The organism is Blautia sp. AF26-2 (assembly GCF_003460955.1).
Taxonomy (GTDB): Bacteria; Bacillota; Clostridia; order Lachnospirales; family Lachnospiraceae; genus Fusicatenibacter; species Fusicatenibacter saccharivorans.
Map to the genome: position 1 here is coordinate 160,023 of NZ_QTWD01000005.1, position 21,294 is coordinate 181,316.

Sequence of the window (21,294 nt, forward strand, 5' to 3'; positions counted from 1 at the left end):
TTTCGGTCGCGGGAGCTGATGATCGAAAGCTCCCGTCAGTCTTTTACGCGGATACGCGGATCAATTCTGCCATACAGCAGATCTACCACGAAATTGATGATAATAATGAGGGCGGCGATCAGTACAAGGATGCCCTGAACCACGGGGTAATCGCGGTTGGAGATCGAAGTGATCAGAAGATTGCCCATGCCCGGAATCGAAAAAACCTGTTCCAGAATAATGCTGTTTGCCACAATATCTGCGATTGTCATGCCCCAGAAGGTCAGTACCGGAATCAGGGCGTTTTTCAGCACATGGTGATACATAACACGGCGTGTACTGTTTCCGCGGGAATAGGCGGTGCGCACATAGTCGGCATCGAGCTGCGAGAGCACAGAGCTGCGCAGCATTTTGACAGCCATGGAACAGCGCGGAAGTGCAATGGCGGCAGACGGTGCAACAAGATAACCGATAAAACCGGAAAAATTTTCAGAAATCGGCACATAGGCGCCCGGCTGAAACCATTTGAGAATCAGACCGAAAAGATACGTGATCAGAATACCGATGAAAAATCCCGGCACAGACATGATCACCTGATTGATCGTCATGATCAGCCGGTCCAGATGGCCTCCGGCGTGCTGTGCTGTGAAAATGCCGATGGGAATCGAGACAACAAGGATCATCAGGAATGCGATAACGGTGATAGCGATGGTAATCGGAACTTTATCGCGGATCAGTTCTCCGACCGGCATCGAGTACGAATACGAGGTGCCGAGATCTCCATGAAAAAAGCCGGTTACCCACGAAGCATACCGTTCCAGAACCGGCCGATCCAGTCCCATTTCCTTTTGCAGAGCCTCAATCCGCTCCGGCGTCGCCTCCGTGCCAAGCTGCGATTTTGCCGCATCTCCGGGTATGACGGAAAAGGCAAAGAACGATAAAAAGGATACAAGAAGCAGCGTAAGAAGGAGAGAGCCGAATTTCTTTGCAATGTATTTCATGAATGGAAATTCCTCCTTGTGTAATGTAGGATACTCCGGGAATTTTTCCCGGCTTATAAAAGCAGGCACAGAAAAGCTTCGGGCGTATCGGCTGAAGGTTTTCGTGCACGTCATTTTTATTGTAGACAATGCAGGTGTAAATAGCAAGATAAAATTGGAATATCTCGAATTACAGAATAACAGGAAAAGGCCTCTTGCATAACCGGTGCGGATGATGCAAAAAGCCTTTGATAAATTGCCTTCGATAAATCCCCTGTTTAGTTTTCCATTTCCCGTCCGAGGTACGTTGCAGCTACCTGGAGGAGCTTCTTTTCCGTGTCGCCCAGCAGGGACTCCCTGTCTTTGCCGCAGAGAATGACCGAACCGATGGCATCACCGGAGGAGAGAATCGGAAAAATGAGCTCCGGCAGAGGAGTAGTATTGTCTGTGTTTTCCAAAATTGAAAAATAAGCCTTTTCACCGGGACGCGCAAGTACTGTTTTCCGGTTCAGAATCGCCTCCTCCAGCCGGCTGCTGATGGACTTGCCAAGATAATTTTTCTGTTCCGGCCCGTTTGCCGCTACAATCTGTTCCTGATCCGAAACACAGACGAGACATCCGGTCACCGTTGAAATCGATTTTGTAAACCCTGCTGCGCATTCCGCCAGCTCTTCGATCGGTGAGTATTTCTTCAGGATAATCTCACCTTCCCGTCCGGTATAAATTTCCATGGCCTGTCCCTCCCGGATCCGCATCGTGCGCCGGATTTCCTTGGGAACCACTACACGCCCCAGATCATCAATCCTTCGAACAATTCCCGTCGCTTTCATATGAAAAATTCCTCCTGTTTCCGCAATGTACTTTCCATAATTTGTACTGTATGGGTAGTATGTGGAAAAACAGGTGGAATTATGCATGGAAAAAAGAAACAGTATTTCCGCTGTTTGCAGCAATTTCGGAAAAATACAGTGGAACAGCAGTGGTTAGTCTGGTTGCTCCTTTTACAGAAGGCTGCGGTCTTTTCCGAGATAGAACAAAGCGATTGTATCCGGTCCGACGTGGCTGCCGGTGCAGAAATCGTAAGAAGTATTGATAAACTCACGCACCTTCACTCTTTTCTGGATTTCTTCCATCATATAAAGAGATTCCTCATAGGCATCTGCATGTGCGATTCCGACGATCTGCTTTTCCGGTTCTTCGATCGTTTCACAGAAAAGACGAATCAGTTCATTTAAAACGGCCTTGCGTCCTCGGACATTCTTGTAGGAAACAATATAGCCATCTTCACTTCCACGCAGAATCGGTTTGATTTTCAGCATATTTCCGACCACAGCGACACTTCCCTTGATTCTTCCGGTACGGGAAAGATATTTCAGATCGCCGACGGTGAAAACACCGTTCATTTTGCTAACGTAGGTTTCCAGAAGATCTGCCGCTTCGTCTACGTTCATGCCCCGATCGCGCATTTCGCTGGCATAGATGGCGAGGATGCCCTGTGCAAGAGAGGCATTCAGGGAATCGACGAGGCGGATTTTACGTTTTCCGCCGTATTCCTCAAGAAGCTCCTCGGCAGCAAGTCTTGCGGAGTTATAAGTTCCGCTGATGTTTTTGCTTAAGGAAAGATAGATGACATCCTGATCTGCCTCAAGAGCGGTGCGGAACGCATCCGCAAAATTTGCGGTGCTGATCAGTCCGGTCTTGATTTCACAGCCGGTGCGCATGGCATTGTAATATTCTTTTCCTTTTGCAAGCTCCTCTTCCGGTGACAGATCCGGGTCGAAGCAGACCAGCTCTTTTCCATTCACAAGATTGACGAAAGAAACGACATGGATATCGTATTTTTTCGCAGTAACAGCAGGCAGATTTGCCGCTGAATCAACAAAAACCTGAAACATAAATAAAATTCTCCTTTGTAGTGTAAATGTCCCCCAAAATGATGTAACTTTTGATAAGCATTGTAGCACATTGTATCACCAAAGAAGAGAGATTTCAATGGAAGATAGACAACATACTACAAAGGAGTGTGCCGACAAGTTGATTCCTGAAATCATCTGTTTTCGGAAGAAATTTGACCAGGTATCAATGCATAGTAATAATGACCAAAAACGGCAGATGTATTTTTAGTAAAAACCGCTTTTGAAATAAAATCGTTTTATCTATAAATGAGCAAGTTCGTGATTTTGCATAAAAGAAAGACACCTTGATTCTTGATGTTGTATAATGAAAGTGACGAAACAAACATTTGCAACATTTACGAAAGAAGGTGCCTCTTGCAAATACTATACATCATTCTTTATTCATATACAACCAGCTTAAGCAATTAAGGATAGAGTAAACTTACTGTCAGTTGGAGAGTTGCAGAAGATTCCCTGCTATGAACTTGACCAGATTGTTTTCTCATAGTCTACTTCTCCCACAGTGTTTTGGTAGCATTTCGTATTTGCTGAAGGTACATGAAAGTGTTCTCCTGTTAAATAATATTCTGTAAGTTATTTTCTATAGATATCCGCTGATAGTAGGTATCTATGATATCCTGCAAAGTAATCGTATTCATTTTTTCTTCGGCAGCCTTTTGAATTTCATTATAAAATCCCTGCAAAGATAACTGAATGTTAATGCCAACGCCACAATCTGGATTGGTATGAGTATCTAAATGAAGCAATGGTTTATCACCTTCAACTGCTTTATAAATATCCAGCAATGTAATCTGATCGGCTGGTTTTGAAAGAGAAGGACGGGCATGTCCGGCTACACTGGTCATAAGTTCCGCTTTTTTTAGTTTTAACATAAGCTGGCGTACAAAGCCGGGATTTGTATGGACACTTTCTGCAATTGAGGCACTGGAGAGGGATTTTTCCTGGTTGATAGCAATCAGAACCATCACATGAACAGTATCACTTAATTTCGTTGAATATTTCATGATAAGAAACTCCTTGTAGTATGATATAATGATCTTGTTTTCACGTTTTTGGGATGAAAATATTTCTGGTTTGTTTAAAACATCCTAAGTTCTCAACAGTTCTTTTTAATGTGTTGATAAACTGTGCATTTTTTAATGCTTTGATGATTGTAAATAATATAATTACAACTATAATGGAGATTAAAGGAAAAGTCAACACAGATACTATAAATGCTCACAAAGGAGAACTTATGGAATACAAAAATCAAACAGAAAATCGTGCATTTCAGGAAATGTTGCAGGCAGCAGTAAAACGGCTGCAAAATCGTTCCGGAGAGGAGATTGCTGCAAAAAGCGGGGCTGTTTTTCATAGCAGCCGGAATGTGCTTGAAGTACTGAGTTTTTATGAAACAATTGAAATTCAACTCCCTGAGTTTCGTATTAACTCAAACGTGGACGAATGGCATTATCTGACATTGCTGCATTATCTGGATATGGCCGATGGCACAGAAGGCTCACAGAAGCTCATTACTTTTGGTAACCTGAAAGATGGATTGATTCGGGGAACCAAGTTTGACCGGACTGCAGAGCAGAAACTGGAAAAGCTTTTGCAGGATAAAGATCCTGAGAAAATTCAGAAAGCATGTAAAAACCTGGGTGCAGAATTCACAGAAACAAAGGCGGATCTGTGTGCTGTTTTTCCAGTTCTGCCAAGATATCCGGTAACTTTAAAGATATGGTTTGCAGATGAAGAATTTCCTGCATCTGGCAAAATATTTCTTCAGGATCATGCCGATCATTATCTGAGTGTAGAAGATGCGGTAACAGTTGGAGAAATTTTGCTGCAAAAATTATCGGAAGCATTTTCTTCTCTCTGATCATGAATCAGAAAACTTTCCAGCCCGGATTTGATAAATTTGTCGATTACTGTCTGAATCTGTTTCCAGTCATTACAATGATTGCGGAGCATCAGTCTGTTGATGGAAAGGCAGCCATTCATTTGAAAATAAAAAACCGATTCTGCCTGTTCAAAGGTCAGGAGGCTGTGTGACATAAGCCAGGTCACATAGCCTTCTTTTGTATTTTCTGCTATTTTTTCCAGAAGAATAGGGGCAATTGCATCATCCAGAAACAGTGCCCTGTATTGTGATTCCATCTGTATTTTCTGACAGAACGGATAGGAACAGCTTTTTTGATTTAGACAGAATAAATGATCTACAGTTGTTAACATATCCTGAGTCATATCATTAAAAATATCTGATAATACATCATAGATATCGTAGTAATGAAGATAAAAAGTGCCACGGTTGATTTCAGCATTTTTGCAGACCTCTGTAACTGTAATTTTCGTAAAACTTTTCTGATTTAACAACTCTAAGAACGTATCTTTTATGGTTTGCCTGGTATAGCGGGTACGGCGATCTTGTTTTCTCGTTTTTTCTGACATTATATACTCCTGTATTAGTTAGTATCATATAATTTCTCAACAATTTTTCTGATGTGTTGAGTAACCATACAAATCTCACAGACTGATTATTGTAATTTATATAGTAACAACTATAATGAGGTTTAAAGAAAAAGTCAACAGATTGTTCAGAATTTTAGGAGGAAAAATATGGGACATGTAATTGCAGTATCAGGAAAAGGTGGCGTAGGAAAAACAACTCTTTGTGGATTGTTGATCCAGTATTTATGTGAAAGCGGAAAACGTCCGGTCCTAGCGGTGGATGCAGATGCAAATGCAAATTTGAACGAAGTGCTCGGTGTTGAGCCGGAGGTCACACTTGGGGAGCTGAGAGAAGAAATTGAGCGGGCAGGCATAGACCCACGATATCAGATTCCCTCCGGTATGACAAAACAGGCATATCTGGAAATGCGTCTTTCTGATGCGATTGCAGAAGAAGACGATTATGATTTGATGGTAATGGGACGAACCCAGGGACAGGGCTGCTATTGTTTTGTAAATGGCCTTGTACAGACCCAGGTTCAGAAACTGCAAAGCCATTATCCATATATTGTGGTTGATAACGAAGCGGGTATGGAACACATCAGCAGAGGAATTCTGCCAATGATGGAAGTTGCGATTCTTGTGAGTGACTGTTCCAGAAGAGGTGTTCAGGCAGCCGGACGTATTGCAAAGCTGATGAATGAATTAAACTTTAAACCACAGAAAACTGGATTAATCGTGAATCGTGTTCCGGATGGAAAACTGGATGCCGGAACTCTGGAAGAAATCCGAAATCAGGGATTGGAACTGTTAGGCGTTGTACCACATGATGACCAGGTATATCAGTATGACTGTGATGGAAAGCCGATCATACGGCTTCCGAAAGATTCTCCTGTAAGAAGTGCACTGGGAGAAATTGTAAAGAAGTTAGGATTGTGAGTTGGAGGATTGAAAGTTTGAAGATTGAGTAAACAGAAATATTATCTGATTTGATATAACCAATTGCAAAGAAAGGAAAATCTTCATGAGAAATCATTGGACAGAAATAGAAAAATATTTAGAAGACCAGAAGATAGCGCAGGAACTAATTGGAGAACTGAGAGATTTTCACATGCGTTATGAGGTAGAGGATCAGGTAAAGGAACGGGTAGAAAAACCGGATATCCTGTTTTATGGGAAAAAGATTCTGGAAATGTCAATAGCAGCGCTTCTTCAGGGAGATAACCTGTTACTTTCCGGTGCGAAAGCTACAGGGAAAAATGTACTATGTGAGACACTGGCATGGATATTCGGAAGACCGGAATACGACATTTCTTTTCATGTAAATACAGACAGTGCCGATCTGATTGGAACGGATACCTTTATAAATAATGAGGTTCGCCTTCGGAAAGGCCCCATCTACCAATGCGCGGAATTTGGAGGATTTGGAATCCTGGACGAAATCAATATGGCAAAAAATGATGCGGTTTCTGTACTGCATGCCACACTGGATCATCGGCGCAGAATCGATATTCCAGGATATAACAGGATTTTACTTCATCCGGCAACACGATTTATCGGCACGATGAATTATGGTTACGCAGGTACCAGAGAGCTAAATGAAGCATTGGTTTCAAGGTTTATGGTAATCGATATGCCTGAAATGGATGAGGATAGTGTTCTTTTTGTATTAAGGCAACATTTTCCAGATGGGGAAAAAAGTGCACTGAAAGCTTTTGCAGGACTGTTTCTGGATTTGCAGATCAAAGCTTACCATGGAGAAATCTCAACAAAATCTCTTGACCTGAGAGGATTGGTTTCTGCTGTAAAAGCAACAAGAAGCGGACTTTCTCCAATTGATGCAATCCAGATGGGAATCATAAATAAAAGTTTTGATGTATTTGAAAAAGAGATCGTAGAAGATGTGGTTTCTACCAGAATCCCATCTTCCTGGACCGGAAAAGACATATGGGGGTAAACTTGTATGGAGGATGTCAGATGGCCGGCGGAACAACTGGAAGAACATCATCTGGAGATCAGCAATCGTATCAGAAATCTTTTTTGGACAGTCAGTGGTGATTATGATACGGAATTTGAACCGGACACAGAAAAATATGTTTATTCAAAACAAACGGTTCTGTATGAGGCAGTGAAACAGGGTGCCTTTGCACGATATTTTGATCAGAAGAAACTTGGCATGTATTTGATGAAAAAAATACATTTTTCTGCTGGAGAAGATATGCTTTTGCCTCTTGCTGGATTATGCATGGATGCTGCAGTGAATCGTTTTATCATTCGAGAACGTTTGGGAACAAAGGAAATCAGAGAACAGGCGTTCAGAGAATTGGAAAAGGCCGAGGAAGAACAGGTATCAGACAAAGCTGGAACAGACCTGATTCACAGGATTAGGCTTCTGTATATAAGGCATGTTCTGGAGAACACAGACGATAAGGGAATGGATCCACAGGCAGAGATTGCATTGTACAAGATTCTTTCTCTGAAGGATGCGGAAAATACGGAAGATGTCATAAACGTGATAGATGAGATTTATAATCATGTTCTGGATCCCTCTTTTGAAAAAAGGAATGGAAATCTGGAGAAGATTCTGAATTTACCGGATATGGCATTAGCCAATGACGCGTGGCAGGAATGCATGACGGATGAACAGATGGAAGACATCATTCAAAAATATCTTTCTAATCTCAAAAAAAAGATGATGAGTCTGGATATCAGAAACAAAAAGAAAAAAAGATTTTATTTCTCTCCGGAAAATGAAGAAGTTCCGGAAAGCTCGGAGAATATAAATCCACAGGCAGTGCGACGGATACGGGAATATGTGGAACTGAATTACGGAAAATCGTATCTAAGTGAATCGGAGCAGGCCAGAGTCAACCGGAAATTTTGTACAGGAATCCACAAAAACTGTATCCTGTATCTTACAGATGGAATTTTACAGAACCCTGTGATAAAAAATAATCAATACCGTTTTTCTCAGCTGCAGTTTGAAAAAAATAAAGCTTATTATGGAAATAATCACTGGATCATCAAAAGAAATATTTCTGTGTTGGCAGAGTCACTGAAACGGGCACTTATAATCCGAAAGGATGATTTTGTCAGCAGATCTGATGCGGGGCAGCTTGTTCCTGAAAGGTTATGGAAAATTGGAAGAACAGACGATGACAAGTTATTTAATAGAAAAAAGAGATCTGACGATTCTGAGTTTGTAATAGACGTCCTGATTGATTCCAGTGGTTCCCAGGCTGACAGACAGGCTCAGGTAGCGGCGCAGGGATATATTATCAGTGAAGCATTAAGCCAGGCAGGAATTCCTCATCGGGTGACAGGATACTGTGCTTTCTGGGGATATACAGTACTTCAGAGATTTCGGGATTATGAAGATCCAAGGGAAACAAATGAAAGAATCTTTCAATTTCGTGCATATGCCAATAACAGAGATGGGCTTGCACTGAAAACAGTCGGTTCCTCTCTCATGGAGCGACCGGAAAAAAATAAGATTTTAATCGTATTAAGTGATGGAAAACCCTGTGATATGAGCATACAACGACCAGGAACCCGCCAGCCCAAGATCTATGACGGAGAAAAAGCTGTGAAAGATACTGCATATGAGGTACGTCGGGCCAGAAATCAGGGAATTTTCGTAATTGGTATTTTTGCAGGGAATGAAGAAGAGCTCTCCGTGGAAAAGAGAATCTATGGAAAAGACTTTGCCTATATTCGTAATATCAGCAATTTTTCCCGTATAGTAGGAACTTTTTTACGAAGACAAATTGATATGGAATGAAAATGGAGGAATCACTATGGGTAAAATTGAATTTTCCAATTGCCAGGATGTAAGAAATCAGAAAAGGATACAGGAATTAGATTGTCCACGCTGTCATGAACCGGGAGGCATTGAAGCCTTTGTGAAAGACGGGATACTTGCAGAGGACGGAGTATGTGATAACTGCGGATATATTCTTCCAGAAGGAACAGAACTGGAGGAAGTGGAGTAAGACAGTTTGAAGTATGGTCATATGTAATGCTTATTATTTAGAAAAAAGAAAAGGAGTAAAGATAGAGATGAAAATAGCAGTTTGCGGAAAAGGTGGATGTGGAAAAAGTACAGTAACCAGTCTTTTGGCTAAGGCTTTAGCCAGACGAGGAAAAGAAATTTTGGTAATTGATTCCGATGAATCTAATTATGGTCTACACCGACAGCTGGGTATGAAGCTTCCCAGAGATTTTACAGACTATTTCGGTGGTAAGCAAAATGTTTTAAATGATATGATGTTATCAAAATTTACTCATCAGTTTTTTGAGGAAACCTGGACTATAGATGATATACCGGAAGATTATTATAGTCTGAAGGACGGTGTAAAACTGATGACCAGTGGAAAAATTCATCAGGCAAATGAAGGGTGTTCTTGTGCTATGGGAACTGTTATGACTCAATTTATCCAAAATCTCAGGCTTACAGAAGACCAATTTGCGCTAATGGATATGGAGGCTGGTATTGAACACTTTGGACGTGGAATTGATAACGGTGTAGATTTGATATTGATAATCATAGATCCATCCTATGAATCCCTACAGCTTTCCAAAAAAATCGGGGAATTATCGGAAAGTATTCAAAAACCATTTTATTACGTTCTCAATAAAGTAACAAAAGAGAATCAGGAAATGATGTATGAAGCTGTATGGAATTCAAGTCGAGTCGCTGTATCTCTTAGTGCGGATCCTGGTATTATGGGAGAGGGACTGATGGGGAAAGAACTATCAGAAAAACCAGATGCTATTGAAAACTTAACAGAATTTCTACTTTCTATTTAACAGAATAAGGAGATTTAGGTGGGTATAGGATGATACAGATTGCAATTGTGGAAGATGAAGAAATTTACGTAAAACAATTAACAGAGTATATCCGGAAATATCAAACGGAAAGGGGAAGATCAATAAAGGTTACGGTATTTGGTGATGGAGAAGATATAGATGATCAGATTAAAAAATCAAGTACAAACAAATAAGTATATTCCATCTTGGGCGTAATTTAAGTTTCGCTAAGTTTCACTCATATAGGTGTCTGTGCACAGCTCGGGAATAAATTCCCTCGCTGTCGGGCTGTCGCCCTATACATTTCCATGAAAAAGCCCTCTTTATCAAGCAAGCTTGAACGAGGGCTTTTCGCGTAAATGTGCATGACTCGTAGCGTTCACACAATCTTCACAAAATTATTAGCACTCGCCTCTTGACAGTGCTAATAATAAGTGTTATATTACAGCTAGAACAAAGGAAGAGGGATACAAAGAGAGGAAAAGAAGAAAACCTCCGGTATCCGGAAGCCTTTCCGTTCCAAAGAAACAGGTAAACAAAAAGATCCGGTGAAAAGAAAAACCGGAGAAAAAGCATGGATCAGGTTCCATGAGAAGAATAAGAAGGAGCGATGACTTATGTTAATGCCTAGTATTTTTGGAGAAAATTTATTTGATGACTTTTTCAACGATTTTCCGTTCTATGATTATGACAAAGAGATGAAGAATACAGAAAAGAAACTGTATGGCCGCAAAGCCAGCCATGTGATGAAAACAGATATTCGCGAGCTGGATAATGGCTACGAGGTAGTGGTTGACCTTCCGGGCTTCACGAAAGATGAAGTTCAGGCCACACTGGAAAATGGTTATCTGACCATCAGTGCAGAGAAAGGTCTTGACAAAGACGAGAAAGAAAAAGAGAACGGCCGCTACATCCGTAAAGAGCGTTACGCAGGTGCATGCAGCAGAAGCTTCTATGTAGGTGAAGATATTACCGAAGAGGATATCAAGGCTGAATTTAAACACGGTCTGCTGAAACTCTTCGTACCGAAGAAGGAAGCAAAACCGGCTGTGGAGCAGAAAAAGACAATCTCCATTGAAGGATAAAAGAAAAAAAGCAAAAGCGTTTGCCGCCCGGGAATGTTAAAATTCCCGGGCGGCAAAATTTTTATCTTTTCTGGTACATCCCGAGGGAAAGAATCCGGAATACGCGGGCGGATATACGTGATTTTCGGATTCGGAAAATAAATTGTATACAATAATGTACTTGCTATTTGGGAACAGGTCGGATACAATAGGCGTGACAATTACAAAATGAGAGAACTCGTATCAAAAGGAGAAATCATGAAGAAAAGAAGAAGCGTACTTGCGCTGCTTTTAGTTGCAGCTCTTACTGTTGTACTTGGCGGATGCCAGGATGGCAAGGATGGGAAAGCAGATTCTTCCGATACCACAAGTTCTCAGGTATCAACGGAATCAACCCCGACAGGGGAACCTGTTATGGGAGGTTCCATCACGGTAGGAATTCCTCAGGACATTGAGGATAGTCTTGACCCACACAAATCTGTTGCGGCAGGAACGAAAGAAATCCTATTCAATATTTATGAGGGCCTTGTAAAGCCCGATGAAGAAGGAAATCTGAACGATGCGGTGGCAGAGAGTCATTCGATCTCGGAGGATGGAAAGGTTTATACCTTCAAGCTCCGGAATGGTGTCAAATTCCACGATGGAACGACCGTCACTGCAGAGGATGTAAAATATTCAATCGAACGCTGTGCGGGTATCAACGGAGACGGAACGCCTCTGGTAGAGGCATTTTCCAATGTGGACAAGGTTGAAATTCCGGACGAGAGCACGATCGACATCTATTTAAAAGAGGCAGACACCGAGTTTCTTGCCTATCTGACGGTAGCGATTGTACCTGAGCATGTGGAAGATCTGGAAGCAGATCCGGTCGGAACAGGCCCGTTCCACTATGTATCACGGTCCCCGCAGGAAAACATTGTCCTTGAAAAATTCAGCGATTACTGGGATACGGAAAATCAGGCGTATCTGGACAAGGTAACATTTCGAATTGTCAAGGACAGCAATGCAGTCGTAACAAACCTGAAATCCGGTACACTGGACATGTATGCACGTCTCAGTTCCACACAGACAGCGCAGCTTGCCGAAGATTCCGATTTTACGATTTATGACGGCGGTATGAACCTGGTACAGGCGCTGTATCTGAACAATGCCGTGGAACCGCTCAACAATGTGAAGGTGCGCCAGGCGCTGTGCTATGCGGCAAACCGCCAGGAAGTGCTGGATATGATTGCGGACGGAAAAGGAACGATCATCGGAAGCAGCATGTTCCCGGCATTTGGAAAATATTATGTGCCGGAACTGTCAGAGCGATATAATCAGGATATTGAGAAGGCAAAAGAACTGTTAAAAGAAGCCGGATACCCAGATGGATTTGAGCTTACGATTACAGTGCCGAACAATTATCAGCAGCATATCGATACAGCCCAGGTTCTGGTAGAGCAGCTTAAAGCGATCGGTGTTACTGCCAAAATTCAGCAGGTCGAGTGGGACAGCTGGCTGTCGGATGTATATGCAGACCGGAAGTTCCAGTCCACGGTTGTCGGCGTTGATGCGGCATATCTGACCGGACGCGCGTTGCTGGAACGGTTTACCTCAACATCATCCAAGAACTTTATCAACTACAGCAACGAAGAGTATGATAAACTGTATCAGCAGGTTAAGACCAGCACGGATGAAGAGGAGCAGGTTGAGATTTACAAAAAAATGGAAACACTGCTCTGTGACGATGCGGCAAACCTGTATATCGAGGATATGGCATGTGAGGTTGCACTTCGGAGCGATTTTGCGGGCTATCGGTTCTATCCGCTGTATGTGCAGGATATGGCGAAAATTTATAAAGTAAAATAGTAGCTATTCCGTTACGGCTCGCTGGGTACCGGTGGGCGGTAACGCTATTTCAGGCAGGAAAAAGAAAAACTCTCATTCGATTGTCAAATCTGCCTGAAAAGAGATAAAATCTGAAAAAACAGAGAAAAAGCGGCGCAGAATTGCTGAAAAGAAGCAGTCTGCGTTGCTTTTTCTCTCTGTCGATAGAATCTCCGAAAATATGTTAGGCTTGACTTTTTTTTCAACACTGCCTACTATAGAAAAAGACAGAAAAAACATAAGGGCTTCGCGGCGATGCGTGAGGCCCTTTTTATCTAAGCTAATGTTTCTGAATGTATTGTGGAAAGAAGGGGAACCCATGACAGATTTTCTGGTAAGATGTTTTGTAAAAGAGTATGAGAACACTGACAATGCGGATGTGCGGACGAGATATGGTATTTTATCCAGTATGGTAGGAATCTGCTGCAATGTATTGCTGTTTGCCGCCAAGCTGCTGATCGGTGTTGGGATGCATTCTCTGGCGATCATGGCGGATGCGTTCAATAACCTTTCCGATGCGGCATCTTCGGTCATCAGCTTTGTTGGTGTCAAGATGGCAAACAAACCGGCCGACAAAGAGCATCCGTTCGGGCATGGACGGATCGAGTATATTGCAGCGCTGATCGTTTCGTTTCTGGTTATTGAAGTCGGCTTTACGTTTTTAAAGAGCTCCCTGGAGAAAATTCGCAATCCGGAAGAGATCACATTTCAGATGGTTCCGTTTTTGATTCTGGTGCTCTCGGTTGGTGTAAAGCTGTGGATGGCGCTTTTCAACCGAAAACTGGGAAACCGCATTCAGTCGAAGGTGATGCTGGCAACGTCGGCGGATTCCATGGGCGACGTGATCACGACGAGCGCAACGATCGCTTCTATATTGATCTGCCATTTCCTTTCGGTTAATATCGACGCAATCGCAGGACTTGTTGTGGCGGTACTCGTTATGTGGTCCGGTATTTCCATTGCAAAAGATACATTGGAACCGCTGATCGGGCAGGGCGCGGATCCGGATCTGTATGCACGGATCATGAAAGAGGTTGCTTCCTATGAAGGAATTGTAGGAACCCATGATCTGATTGTCCACAACTACGGGCCTGGCAGAAGTATGGCATCGATCCATGCGGAGGTGCCGCGAGATGTCGATATCGAGGTATCGCATGATATTATCGACCGCATTGAACATGAGGTCGGCAAAAAATTGGGGATTCTGCTGGTCATCCACATGGATCCGGTGGAGATCCACGATGCGACGGTTCTTGCGACAAAGGAGAAGGTAAGAAACGTAATTTCCATTCTCGATCCGGAGCTTTCCTTCCACGATTTCCGTATGATCAACGGGGCGGAGAAAAAGAAGCTGATTTTTGATCTTGAAATCCCGTATTCTTATAAGAAGAAAGACTGTGATCGCGTGATCGGGCAGATCGGGGCGCTGATGAAGGAAATGGATGAGAAGTATGAATGCGTCGTCAACATCGACAAAAAATACGTGGCGGGAGAGTGACAACGGCCGGGTTGAGCCGTCAAATCCCTTCCAAAATGTTCCAAAAGTCAGTTTTTTGAAAAAAATAAAAAAATTTCAAAAAAGGTGTTGACTTTTCTCTTGCGATAGTGTATTATACATTTTGTCGCAAGGCAATGGGCTATCGCCAAACGGTAAGGCAACGGACTCTGACTCCGTCAGTTCCTGGTTCGAATCCAGGTAGCCCAGCTCATTGAAAGGTCTCAGGTCTCGTACCTGAGGCCTTTTTCGATGCTCAAAAACAAATACAGCAGGAGGAACAAACGATGAAGTATTCCTTTACGAGCAGAATCCGCTACAGCGAAATCGGTGAGGACGGAAATCTCACCCTGCCGGGGCTGATCAATTACTTTCAGGACTGCAGTACCTTCCAGTCGGAAGCGATCGGCGAGGGCGTTGCGGAGCTCAAAAAACGAGGCTGCGCCTGGGTGCTGTCCGCGTGGCAGATTCATGTGCGCCGCTATCCATCCCTCGGTGAAGCGGTAAAAATCACTACATGGGCGAGCGGCTTCAAAGGATTTCTTGGCATGCGTAACTTCACGATGGAAACAGAAGACGGCGAAATGCTCGCCTGTGCCAACTCCATCTGGTCTTACGTCAATATGGAAACGGGTCATCCCGTCCGCGCACCGAAAGAGACGACAGACGCCTACGGCATTGACGATCCGATCGGCGAGGATTTCGGCGAGCGCAAAGTGAAAATGCCGGAAGCAGATTTCATCGGCGAACCGTTCCCGGTGCGGCCGCACAACCTCGATACGAACCACCACGTCAATAACGCACAGTTCATTTCCCTTGCCGGTGAATGCCTTCCGAAGAACTTCACCGTGCGCCGGATGCGCGCCGAATACAAACAGCAGGCGCACCTCGGCGATGTCCTGCATCCGCTGCGCGCCGAGACGGAAAACGGCTGTTTTATCTCGCTGAACGATGAAAAAGGACAGCCATACGTAGTTGTGGAATTTCAATGATTGTGGTACAATCGGAAAGAATAAGATACGATACGAACGTAATAAACACAATGAGGAAAGGGGAATTTGCCATGAGAGCGCAGAACCTTACACTGTTAACCGATTTATATGAACTTACCATGATGCAGGGCTACTACGAGAACCCGTCCGATCAGATCGTGGTATTTGATGCATTTTACAGAAAGAATCCATGCGGCGGCGCATACGCCGTATGTGCAGGACTTGAGCAGGTAATCGAGTATGTCCGCGATCTTCACTTTTCACCGGATGACATCGACTATCTCCGTTCCCTCCATATTTTCAACGATGATTTCCTGGAGTATTTAAGAGGCTTCCATTTCACCGGAGATATCTATGCGATCCCGGAAGGAACCGTCGTATTCCCAAGAGAACCGCTCTTAAAAGTTGTCGCTCCGATCATGGAGGCACAGCTTGTAGAGACCGCGATTCTGAACATGATCAACCATCAGAGCCTGATCGCGACGAAAGCATCCCGCGTTGTTTACGCGGCAAAGGGCGACGGCATCATGGAGTTTGGACTCCGCCGTGCACAGGGACCGGATGCCGGTATCTACGGCGCGCGTGCTGCCATGATCGGCGGCTGCATCGGAACCTCCAATGTCCTGACCGGACAGATGTTTGACGTTCCAGTCAAGGGAACCCACGCACACAGCTGGATCATGAGCTTCCCGGATGAGTACACCGCATTCAAAACGTATGCGAAAATGTATCCGGAAGCCTGCATTCTTCTCGTAGACACCTACGATGTTCTCGAATCCGGTGTTCCGAATGCGATCCGCGTCTTCAAAGAGATGAGAGCAGAGGGCTTACCGATGAAGGGCTACGGCATCCGCATCGACAGCGGTGACCTGGCTTACCTGTCGAAAAAAGCATATCAGATGCTCGAGGCAGAAGGTTTCGGCGATGCCATCATTTCCGCATCCAGTGATCTCGATGAGTACCTGATCGACAGCCTGAAAACCCAGGGTGCGAAGATCAATTCCTGGGGCGTCGGCACCAACCTGATCACATCCGGTGACTGGCCGGCATTCGGCGGCGTTTACAAGCTGGCAGCAGCAAAAGATAAAGATGACGCAGAATTCACACCGAAGATCAAGCTGTCCGAGAACTCCGAGAAAGTAACAAACCCGGGCAATAAGACGATTTATCGTATTTATGATAAAGAAACCGGAAAGATCCGTGCCGACCTGATCTGCCTCGCAGACGAGACCTTCGACGAGAGCAAAGATATGATCATCTTCGACCCGATCGAGACCTGGAAAAAGACGAAGATCAAAGGCGGAACCTACACCTTACGCGAGCTCCTCGTTCCGATTTTCCAGAAGGGCGCATGCGTCTACACTTCTCCATCCGTCATGGAGATCCGCGACATCTGCACCAGAGAGAAAGATACCCTCTGGGAGGAGTCCAAACGTCTGGTCAATCCGCATGAGGTTTACGTGGATCTGTCCGACAAGCTGTACCACATCAAGAGCGACCTGCTCGAGGAGATGAGCATGAAGGCTCTCGGCGAGCAGTAAGAAAGGAAGTCAAATGTTAAATATAGGAAGAAAGCAAAAGCTGGTAGTAGTAAAGAAAGTAGAATTCGGTATTTATCTTGGGGAGACCCGGGAAGCAGGCGAGAAGGAACGTGTTCTTCTGCCGATCAAACAGGTGCCGGAAGGAACAAAAGAGGGAGATGAGCTGGAAGTATTTCTGTACCGCGATTCCAGCGACCGTCTGATTGCGACAACCAGAGAGCCGAAGCTGGTGCTTGGAGAGCTGGCTGTCTTAAACGTAGCTGCTACCGGAAAGATCGGAGCATTTCTGGACTGGGGTCTGGAAAAAGATCTGTTTCTTCCGTTTAAACAGCAGACCCGCCGCCTCCATCCAGGTGATGAGGTTCTGGTTTCCCTCTACATCGACAAGAGCGACCGTCTCTGCGCAACGATGAAGGTTTACCATTTCCTGAAAACCAATTCTCCGTACGTCGTAGGCGATATCGTAAAGGGAAGAATCTACGAGATCAGCGGAAACTTCGGCGTTTTCGTTGCTGTTGATGACCGCTACTCCGGCCTGATTCCAAAGAGAGAAGCACAGGCAGACTATCATGTCGGCCAGGAACTTGAGTGCCGCGTTACAGAAGTCAAAGAGGACGGAAAACTCTCCCTGTCCGCACGCGGAAAAGCGTACGAGCAGATCGCAATCGATGCAGAGAGCGTTCTTTCTGTGATCGAGGAATTTGCAGGTGTCCTTCCATTTGATGACAAAGCATCACCGGAAGTGATTCAGAGAGAATTCGGCCTCAGCAAAGCAGCATTTAAGCGCGCGGTCGGCCATCTGATGAAAGAAAAACAGGTTGTCATCCGCGACGGTAAAATCTGGACGGCAGAAAAAGCAAAATAAGAAAAAATCGGGCACTGGACAGGAAGCACATCCTCTCCGGTGTCCGTTTTTTTTGTGTCAGACAGCAGATAAAATTTTGAAATTTTTTCTGCGCCCGGTTTGCGGTTGCGCGAAGAGAGGATTGCGCTTATAATATGATCTATATGACAAAAAATGACACAGGATCTGATGGAGAGCGATGAAGAAAAAGAAAAGTAAGAAAAAAACATCTTTTATTTCCAAAACCGCAATGACGGTTTTGACGATCATTCTGATTATTCTGTTTTTCTGCATTATGTCGATGGTCGAGAAAATACAGGGAACGGCCCGCGTTGTCAACTATGCCGGTCTGGTGCGCGGAAAAACGCAGCGGATTATCAAGCTGGAGGATGCGGGAGAACCGCAGGATACGATGATTGCAGACATCAACGCTTATATCGACGGTCTGCAGAACGGAAGCAGCGAGCTGGATCTGGTGCGCCTGGATGACCGGGATTTTCAGGATAAGATGACTGAGCTGGCATCGTATTTTGAAGAGCTGAAGGCAGAGATTCTTCTGGTGCGTGAAAAAGGATATGAGAATACCGCGATTATCGAAAAGAGTGAGACCTTTTTCAAAATCTGTGACGAGGCGACGGGCCTTGCGGAAGCGTATTCGCAGAGAATGGCGTCTTCGCTGAAGAAGCTGGAGCAGGTGGTAGTAGGAGATATCATCGGTCTGGTGTTTGTCATCGGCATGGAGCTGATCAAGGCCGTCCGCTATGCGGCGATGAACCGTATTCTGCAGAAGAAAGTCTATCTCGATGAGGCGACGGGCCTGCCAAATAAAAATAAATGCGAAGAGATTCTGGAGGAAAGTGACGGAGGAGAAGAAATTTCCGGCGTGTATGCGGTCTGCGTGTTTGACCTCAACAATCTGCGCACGATCAACAACAGTCTGGGTCACGACAAGGGAGACGAATATATCCGTTCCTTTGCCGTTCAGCTTCGAAAAGCAGTCCCGGAGGAGTATTTCGTCGGAAGAAACGGCGGAGATGAGTTTCTTGCCATTCTGCGCGGACTGAACCGCGAAGAAGTGGAAGCGTGCATGAATCACATCCGCACGCAGACGGCAGAATATTCCCGCCAGCACCCGGAGATGCCGATCAGCTACGCCGGAGGCTATGCACTGTCCACGGAATTTGAAGACTGTGATATCCGGGAACTGTTCCGCCATGCGGACCAGAACATGTATATCGACAAAAACCGCGCGAAGATGGAAGAAGCCGCCGCAGAGCGGAAGATCAGCCTGGAAGCGCTGGACGTCGTAAAGAAAAAGGGATACCATTTTTCCAACTGTATTTACTGCAATGCAAGACAGGACCAGTACCGGATTCTGCGTGCCGTTTCGGGCTTTTTCCTTGCCGAGGACGGCAGCTATACCGGTGCGGCCGAGCATATTGTGCAGGGCATCACGGATGAGGAAAAGAGAAAGGAAATGCGTAGAATGCTGGATCTTACCCATCTGAAGGAGTGCTATCAGAAGGGAGAAGAGAGCGTAGAAATTCTGTACGAGTATCAGGAGGGCAGCGAAGGGGAAGCGCTCTGCCGGGGAAAAGTCACCATTCTGTTCTACGACGCGGCCGAGGATGGCGGACTGCACCATTTTCTGATGGGCTTTGAGCGGTTCCGCTCCAATGAGGAAGCTGCTCGGAATGAAAAAGAACAGCTCGACCAATACTATGAACAGATGAAACAGTCGATCATTGAAAACAGCCACTACGCCGAGGCACTTCTCGAGACGGCCGAGACTGTGTTCACCGTTGATCTGACGAATGATTCGCTGGAGCAGATTTTTTACCACAGCGGGCAGAAGAAATTTGACCTCAATATAGATCTGCCGTGTTCCTACGAGAAATACTGCGGGGAATGCAGTGCGTTTGTCGCGGAGGAGACATTGGAATCATACCGCATTGTGGATTCCTCGAAGAAACTGCTGCAGCGCTTTGAAAACGGAGATAAGCAGGTAGTCGTGGAGTATCAGGAAACAGATGAGTCCGGCAGAAGAATATGGTTGCAGAAGACGGTTCTTATGTCACAGGATACCGTCTACGACCGAAAGACAAAGCGGGAGAGCGTTGTGGTACACGGCATGATCCTTTTCCGTGATACGTCAGAGTTCCACAGCCGGGAAGAGAGGGAGAAGATACAGCTTCAGGATGCCTTTAGAGCTGCAGACAGTGCAAGTCGTGCAAAAACAGAATTTATGAACCGCATGAGCCACGATGTGCGCACGCCGATCAATGGCATTATGGGCATGCTGGATATCATCCGCAAAAACCGGCAGGATGAGGCAAAAGTGGACGACTGCCTCGATAAAATCAATCTTTCCGCAAGCCATCTGCTGGCACTCGTCAACGATGTGCTCGATATGAATAAGCTGGAGTCCGGAAAAGAGACGATCGAGAGCGTTTCTTTTGACCTGACGCATCTGATGGATGATGTGGCATCCCTTGTCAATGCGCAGATTACGGAGATGGGCATTACCCACTGTACGCACCGCGGTGAGCTGACGCACACGAGACTGATCGGCAGTCCGCTGCGCCTGCGGCAGATTATGCTGAATCTCTTCAGCAATGCAATCAAGTACAACAAGCCAGGCGGAATGATCGATACGTATGCGGGCGAAGTCTCCTGCGACGGAACCCGGGTCGTCTACGAGTTCCGCATCATGGACAGCGGTATCGGAATGAGCAGCGAATTTATCGAAAAAGAGCTGTTCCATCCGTTCACACAGGAGAAGTCCGGTGCGAGAACGCAGTACAAGGGAACGGGCCTTGGCATGTCGATCGTCAAAGAACTGATCGAAAAAATGCAGGGCACGATCGAGGTAACGAGCCAGCAGGGCGTCGGAACGACGTATGTATTCCGGCTTCCGTTTTACATTGACTGCGAGGGACAGCGGATTCAGGAAGTAAAGACACGGATCGCAGGAAAAGAGCTTGTCCGCTTCCACGTTCTGCTTGTCGAGGATAATGAGATCAACATGGAAATCGCCGAGTTTTACCTGACCGATCACGGTGCGACGGTGGAAGAGGCATGGAACGGCCGCGAGGCGGTCGAAAAGTATGCGGCGAATCCGCAGAAATTTGATGTGATTTTAATGGATCTGATGATGCCTGTGATGGGCGGTCTTGAGGCAGCGCGGCAGATCCGCACCATGGAGCTTCCGGAAGCAAAACAAGTCCCGATCATCCCGATGACGGCGCAGTCCTCCGAAGAGAGTAAAGAGGGATGCCGCGCAGCGGGCATGAACAGCCATCTGACCAAGCCGATCGAGCCGGACAGCCTGGTGCAGACGATCTTGGAGACAACGGAACATGCCTTTGGAAAATAGAG

19 protein-coding genes and 1 tRNA gene are annotated in these 21,294 nt (G+C 45.3%); 15 read left to right on the top strand and 5 right to left on the bottom strand.

The window, feature by feature from the left end; translation table 11 throughout:
- Positions 1 to 35 precede the first annotated feature (35 nt).
- From DWY63_RS08275 to DWY63_RS08295, 4 genes are all read right to left on the bottom strand, one after another.
- Positions 36 to 980, bottom strand: a complete 945-nt coding sequence (locus tag DWY63_RS08275; RefSeq protein WP_022462693.1) for an ABC transporter permease — start codon at positions 978 to 980, stop codon at positions 36 to 38.
- Positions 981 to 1,237: 257 nt separating this feature from the next.
- The gene (locus tag DWY63_RS08285; protein WP_117801849.1) at positions 1,238 to 1,789 is read right to left on the bottom strand and encodes a stage V sporulation T C-terminal domain-containing protein; all 552 of its coding nucleotides are present in this window, start codon (positions 1,787 to 1,789) and stop codon (positions 1,238 to 1,240) included.
- Between the two features lie 171 nt (positions 1,790 to 1,960).
- The gene (locus DWY63_RS08290) at positions 1,961 to 2,854 is read right to left on the bottom strand and encodes a DegV family protein (protein WP_055221759.1); all 894 of its coding nucleotides are present in this window, start codon (positions 2,852 to 2,854) and stop codon (positions 1,961 to 1,963) included.
- 575 nt (positions 2,855 to 3,429) lie between these two features.
- Positions 3,430 to 3,879: an Rrf2 family transcriptional regulator gene (locus DWY63_RS08295; RefSeq protein ID WP_055221751.1), complete on the bottom strand. Its 450-nt coding sequence runs from the start codon at positions 3,877 to 3,879 to the stop codon at positions 3,430 to 3,432.
- A gap of 230 nt (positions 3,880 to 4,109) precedes the next feature.
- Between DWY63_RS08295 and DWY63_RS08300 the strand changes: the two genes are divergently transcribed.
- Positions 4,110 to 4,736, top strand: a complete 627-nt coding sequence (locus DWY63_RS08300) for a DUF3786 domain-containing protein (RefSeq protein WP_055226247.1) — start codon at positions 4,110 to 4,112, stop codon at positions 4,734 to 4,736.
- Here the strand turns inward: DWY63_RS08300 and DWY63_RS08305 are convergent.
- The gene (locus DWY63_RS08305) at positions 4,658 to 5,305 is read right to left on the bottom strand and encodes a TetR/AcrR family transcriptional regulator (protein ID WP_117801850.1); all 648 of its coding nucleotides are present in this window, start codon (positions 5,303 to 5,305) and stop codon (positions 4,658 to 4,660) included. The genes DWY63_RS08300 and DWY63_RS08305 overlap by 79 nt on opposite strands.
- A gap of 168 nt (positions 5,306 to 5,473) precedes the next feature.
- Here DWY63_RS08305 and DWY63_RS08310 point away from each other — a divergent pair, with 168 nt between their 5' ends.
- The 14 genes from DWY63_RS08310 to DWY63_RS08380 all read left to right on the top strand — a co-directional run bounded on the left by DWY63_RS08310 (position 5,474) and on the right by DWY63_RS08380 (position 21,292).
- Positions 5,474 to 6,244 (top strand): ATP-binding protein, encoded by a 771-nt coding sequence (locus DWY63_RS08310; protein WP_117762263.1) that lies wholly within the window; start codon positions 5,474 to 5,476, stop codon positions 6,242 to 6,244.
- Between the two features lie 85 nt (positions 6,245 to 6,329).
- The gene (locus tag DWY63_RS08315) at positions 6,330 to 7,262 is read left to right on the top strand and encodes an AAA family ATPase (RefSeq protein WP_117801851.1); all 933 of its coding nucleotides are present in this window, start codon (positions 6,330 to 6,332) and stop codon (positions 7,260 to 7,262) included.
- A gap of 984 nt (positions 7,263 to 8,246) precedes the next feature.
- Complete coding sequence (locus tag DWY63_RS18410) at positions 8,247 to 9,086, top strand: cobaltochelatase CobT-related protein (RefSeq protein ID WP_243001868.1); 840 nt, start codon at positions 8,247 to 8,249, stop codon at positions 9,084 to 9,086.
- Between the two features lie 16 nt (positions 9,087 to 9,102).
- A complete protein-coding gene (locus DWY63_RS08325) occupies positions 9,103 to 9,297 on the top strand; it encodes a hypothetical protein (RefSeq protein ID WP_055226254.1) in 195 nt (64 codons plus the stop codon).
- A 67-nt stretch (positions 9,298 to 9,364) separates the two neighbouring features.
- Positions 9,365 to 10,114: an ATP-binding protein gene (locus tag DWY63_RS08330; protein ID WP_055226331.1), complete on the top strand. Its 750-nt coding sequence runs from the start codon at positions 9,365 to 9,367 to the stop codon at positions 10,112 to 10,114.
- Positions 10,115 to 10,143: 29 nt separating this feature from the next.
- Entirely contained in the window at positions 10,144 to 10,308 is a 165-nt protein-coding gene (locus DWY63_RS08335; protein WP_238061730.1) for a hypothetical protein, read from the top strand.
- A 423-nt stretch (positions 10,309 to 10,731) separates the two neighbouring features.
- Positions 10,732 to 11,199, top strand: coding sequence for an Hsp20/alpha crystallin family protein (locus DWY63_RS08340; protein WP_117801853.1), 468 nt, complete (start codon positions 10,732 to 10,734; stop codon positions 11,197 to 11,199).
- A gap of 237 nt (positions 11,200 to 11,436) precedes the next feature.
- Complete coding sequence (locus DWY63_RS08345) at positions 11,437 to 13,026, top strand: ABC transporter substrate-binding protein (RefSeq protein WP_117510054.1); 1,590 nt, start codon at positions 11,437 to 11,439, stop codon at positions 13,024 to 13,026.
- 337 nt (positions 13,027 to 13,363) lie between these two features.
- Positions 13,364 to 14,542, top strand: a complete 1,179-nt coding sequence (locus DWY63_RS08355) for a cation diffusion facilitator family transporter (RefSeq protein ID WP_117510056.1) — start codon at positions 13,364 to 13,366, stop codon at positions 14,540 to 14,542.
- A 135-nt stretch (positions 14,543 to 14,677) separates the two neighbouring features.
- Positions 14,678 to 14,749, top strand: a tRNA-Gln gene (locus DWY63_RS08360).
- A 77-nt stretch (positions 14,750 to 14,826) separates the two neighbouring features.
- Positions 14,827 to 15,531 (top strand): acyl-[acyl-carrier-protein] thioesterase, encoded by a 705-nt coding sequence (locus DWY63_RS08365; RefSeq protein ID WP_117801854.1) that lies wholly within the window; start codon positions 14,827 to 14,829, stop codon positions 15,529 to 15,531.
- A gap of 71 nt (positions 15,532 to 15,602) precedes the next feature.
- Positions 15,603 to 17,072, top strand: a complete 1,470-nt coding sequence (locus DWY63_RS08370) for a nicotinate phosphoribosyltransferase (protein WP_055218976.1) — start codon at positions 15,603 to 15,605, stop codon at positions 17,070 to 17,072.
- A 13-nt stretch (positions 17,073 to 17,085) separates the two neighbouring features.
- Positions 17,086 to 17,937 carry a CvfB family protein gene (locus DWY63_RS08375; RefSeq protein ID WP_022462037.1) on the top strand — a complete coding sequence of 284 codons (852 nt, stop codon included), beginning with the start codon at positions 17,086 to 17,088 and terminating at the stop codon, positions 17,935 to 17,937.
- A 178-nt stretch (positions 17,938 to 18,115) separates the two neighbouring features.
- Positions 18,116 to 21,292, top strand: coding sequence for an ATP-binding protein (locus tag DWY63_RS08380; RefSeq protein ID WP_117801855.1), 3,177 nt, complete (start codon positions 18,116 to 18,118; stop codon positions 21,290 to 21,292).
- Positions 21,293 to 21,294: the final 2 nt, after the last annotated feature.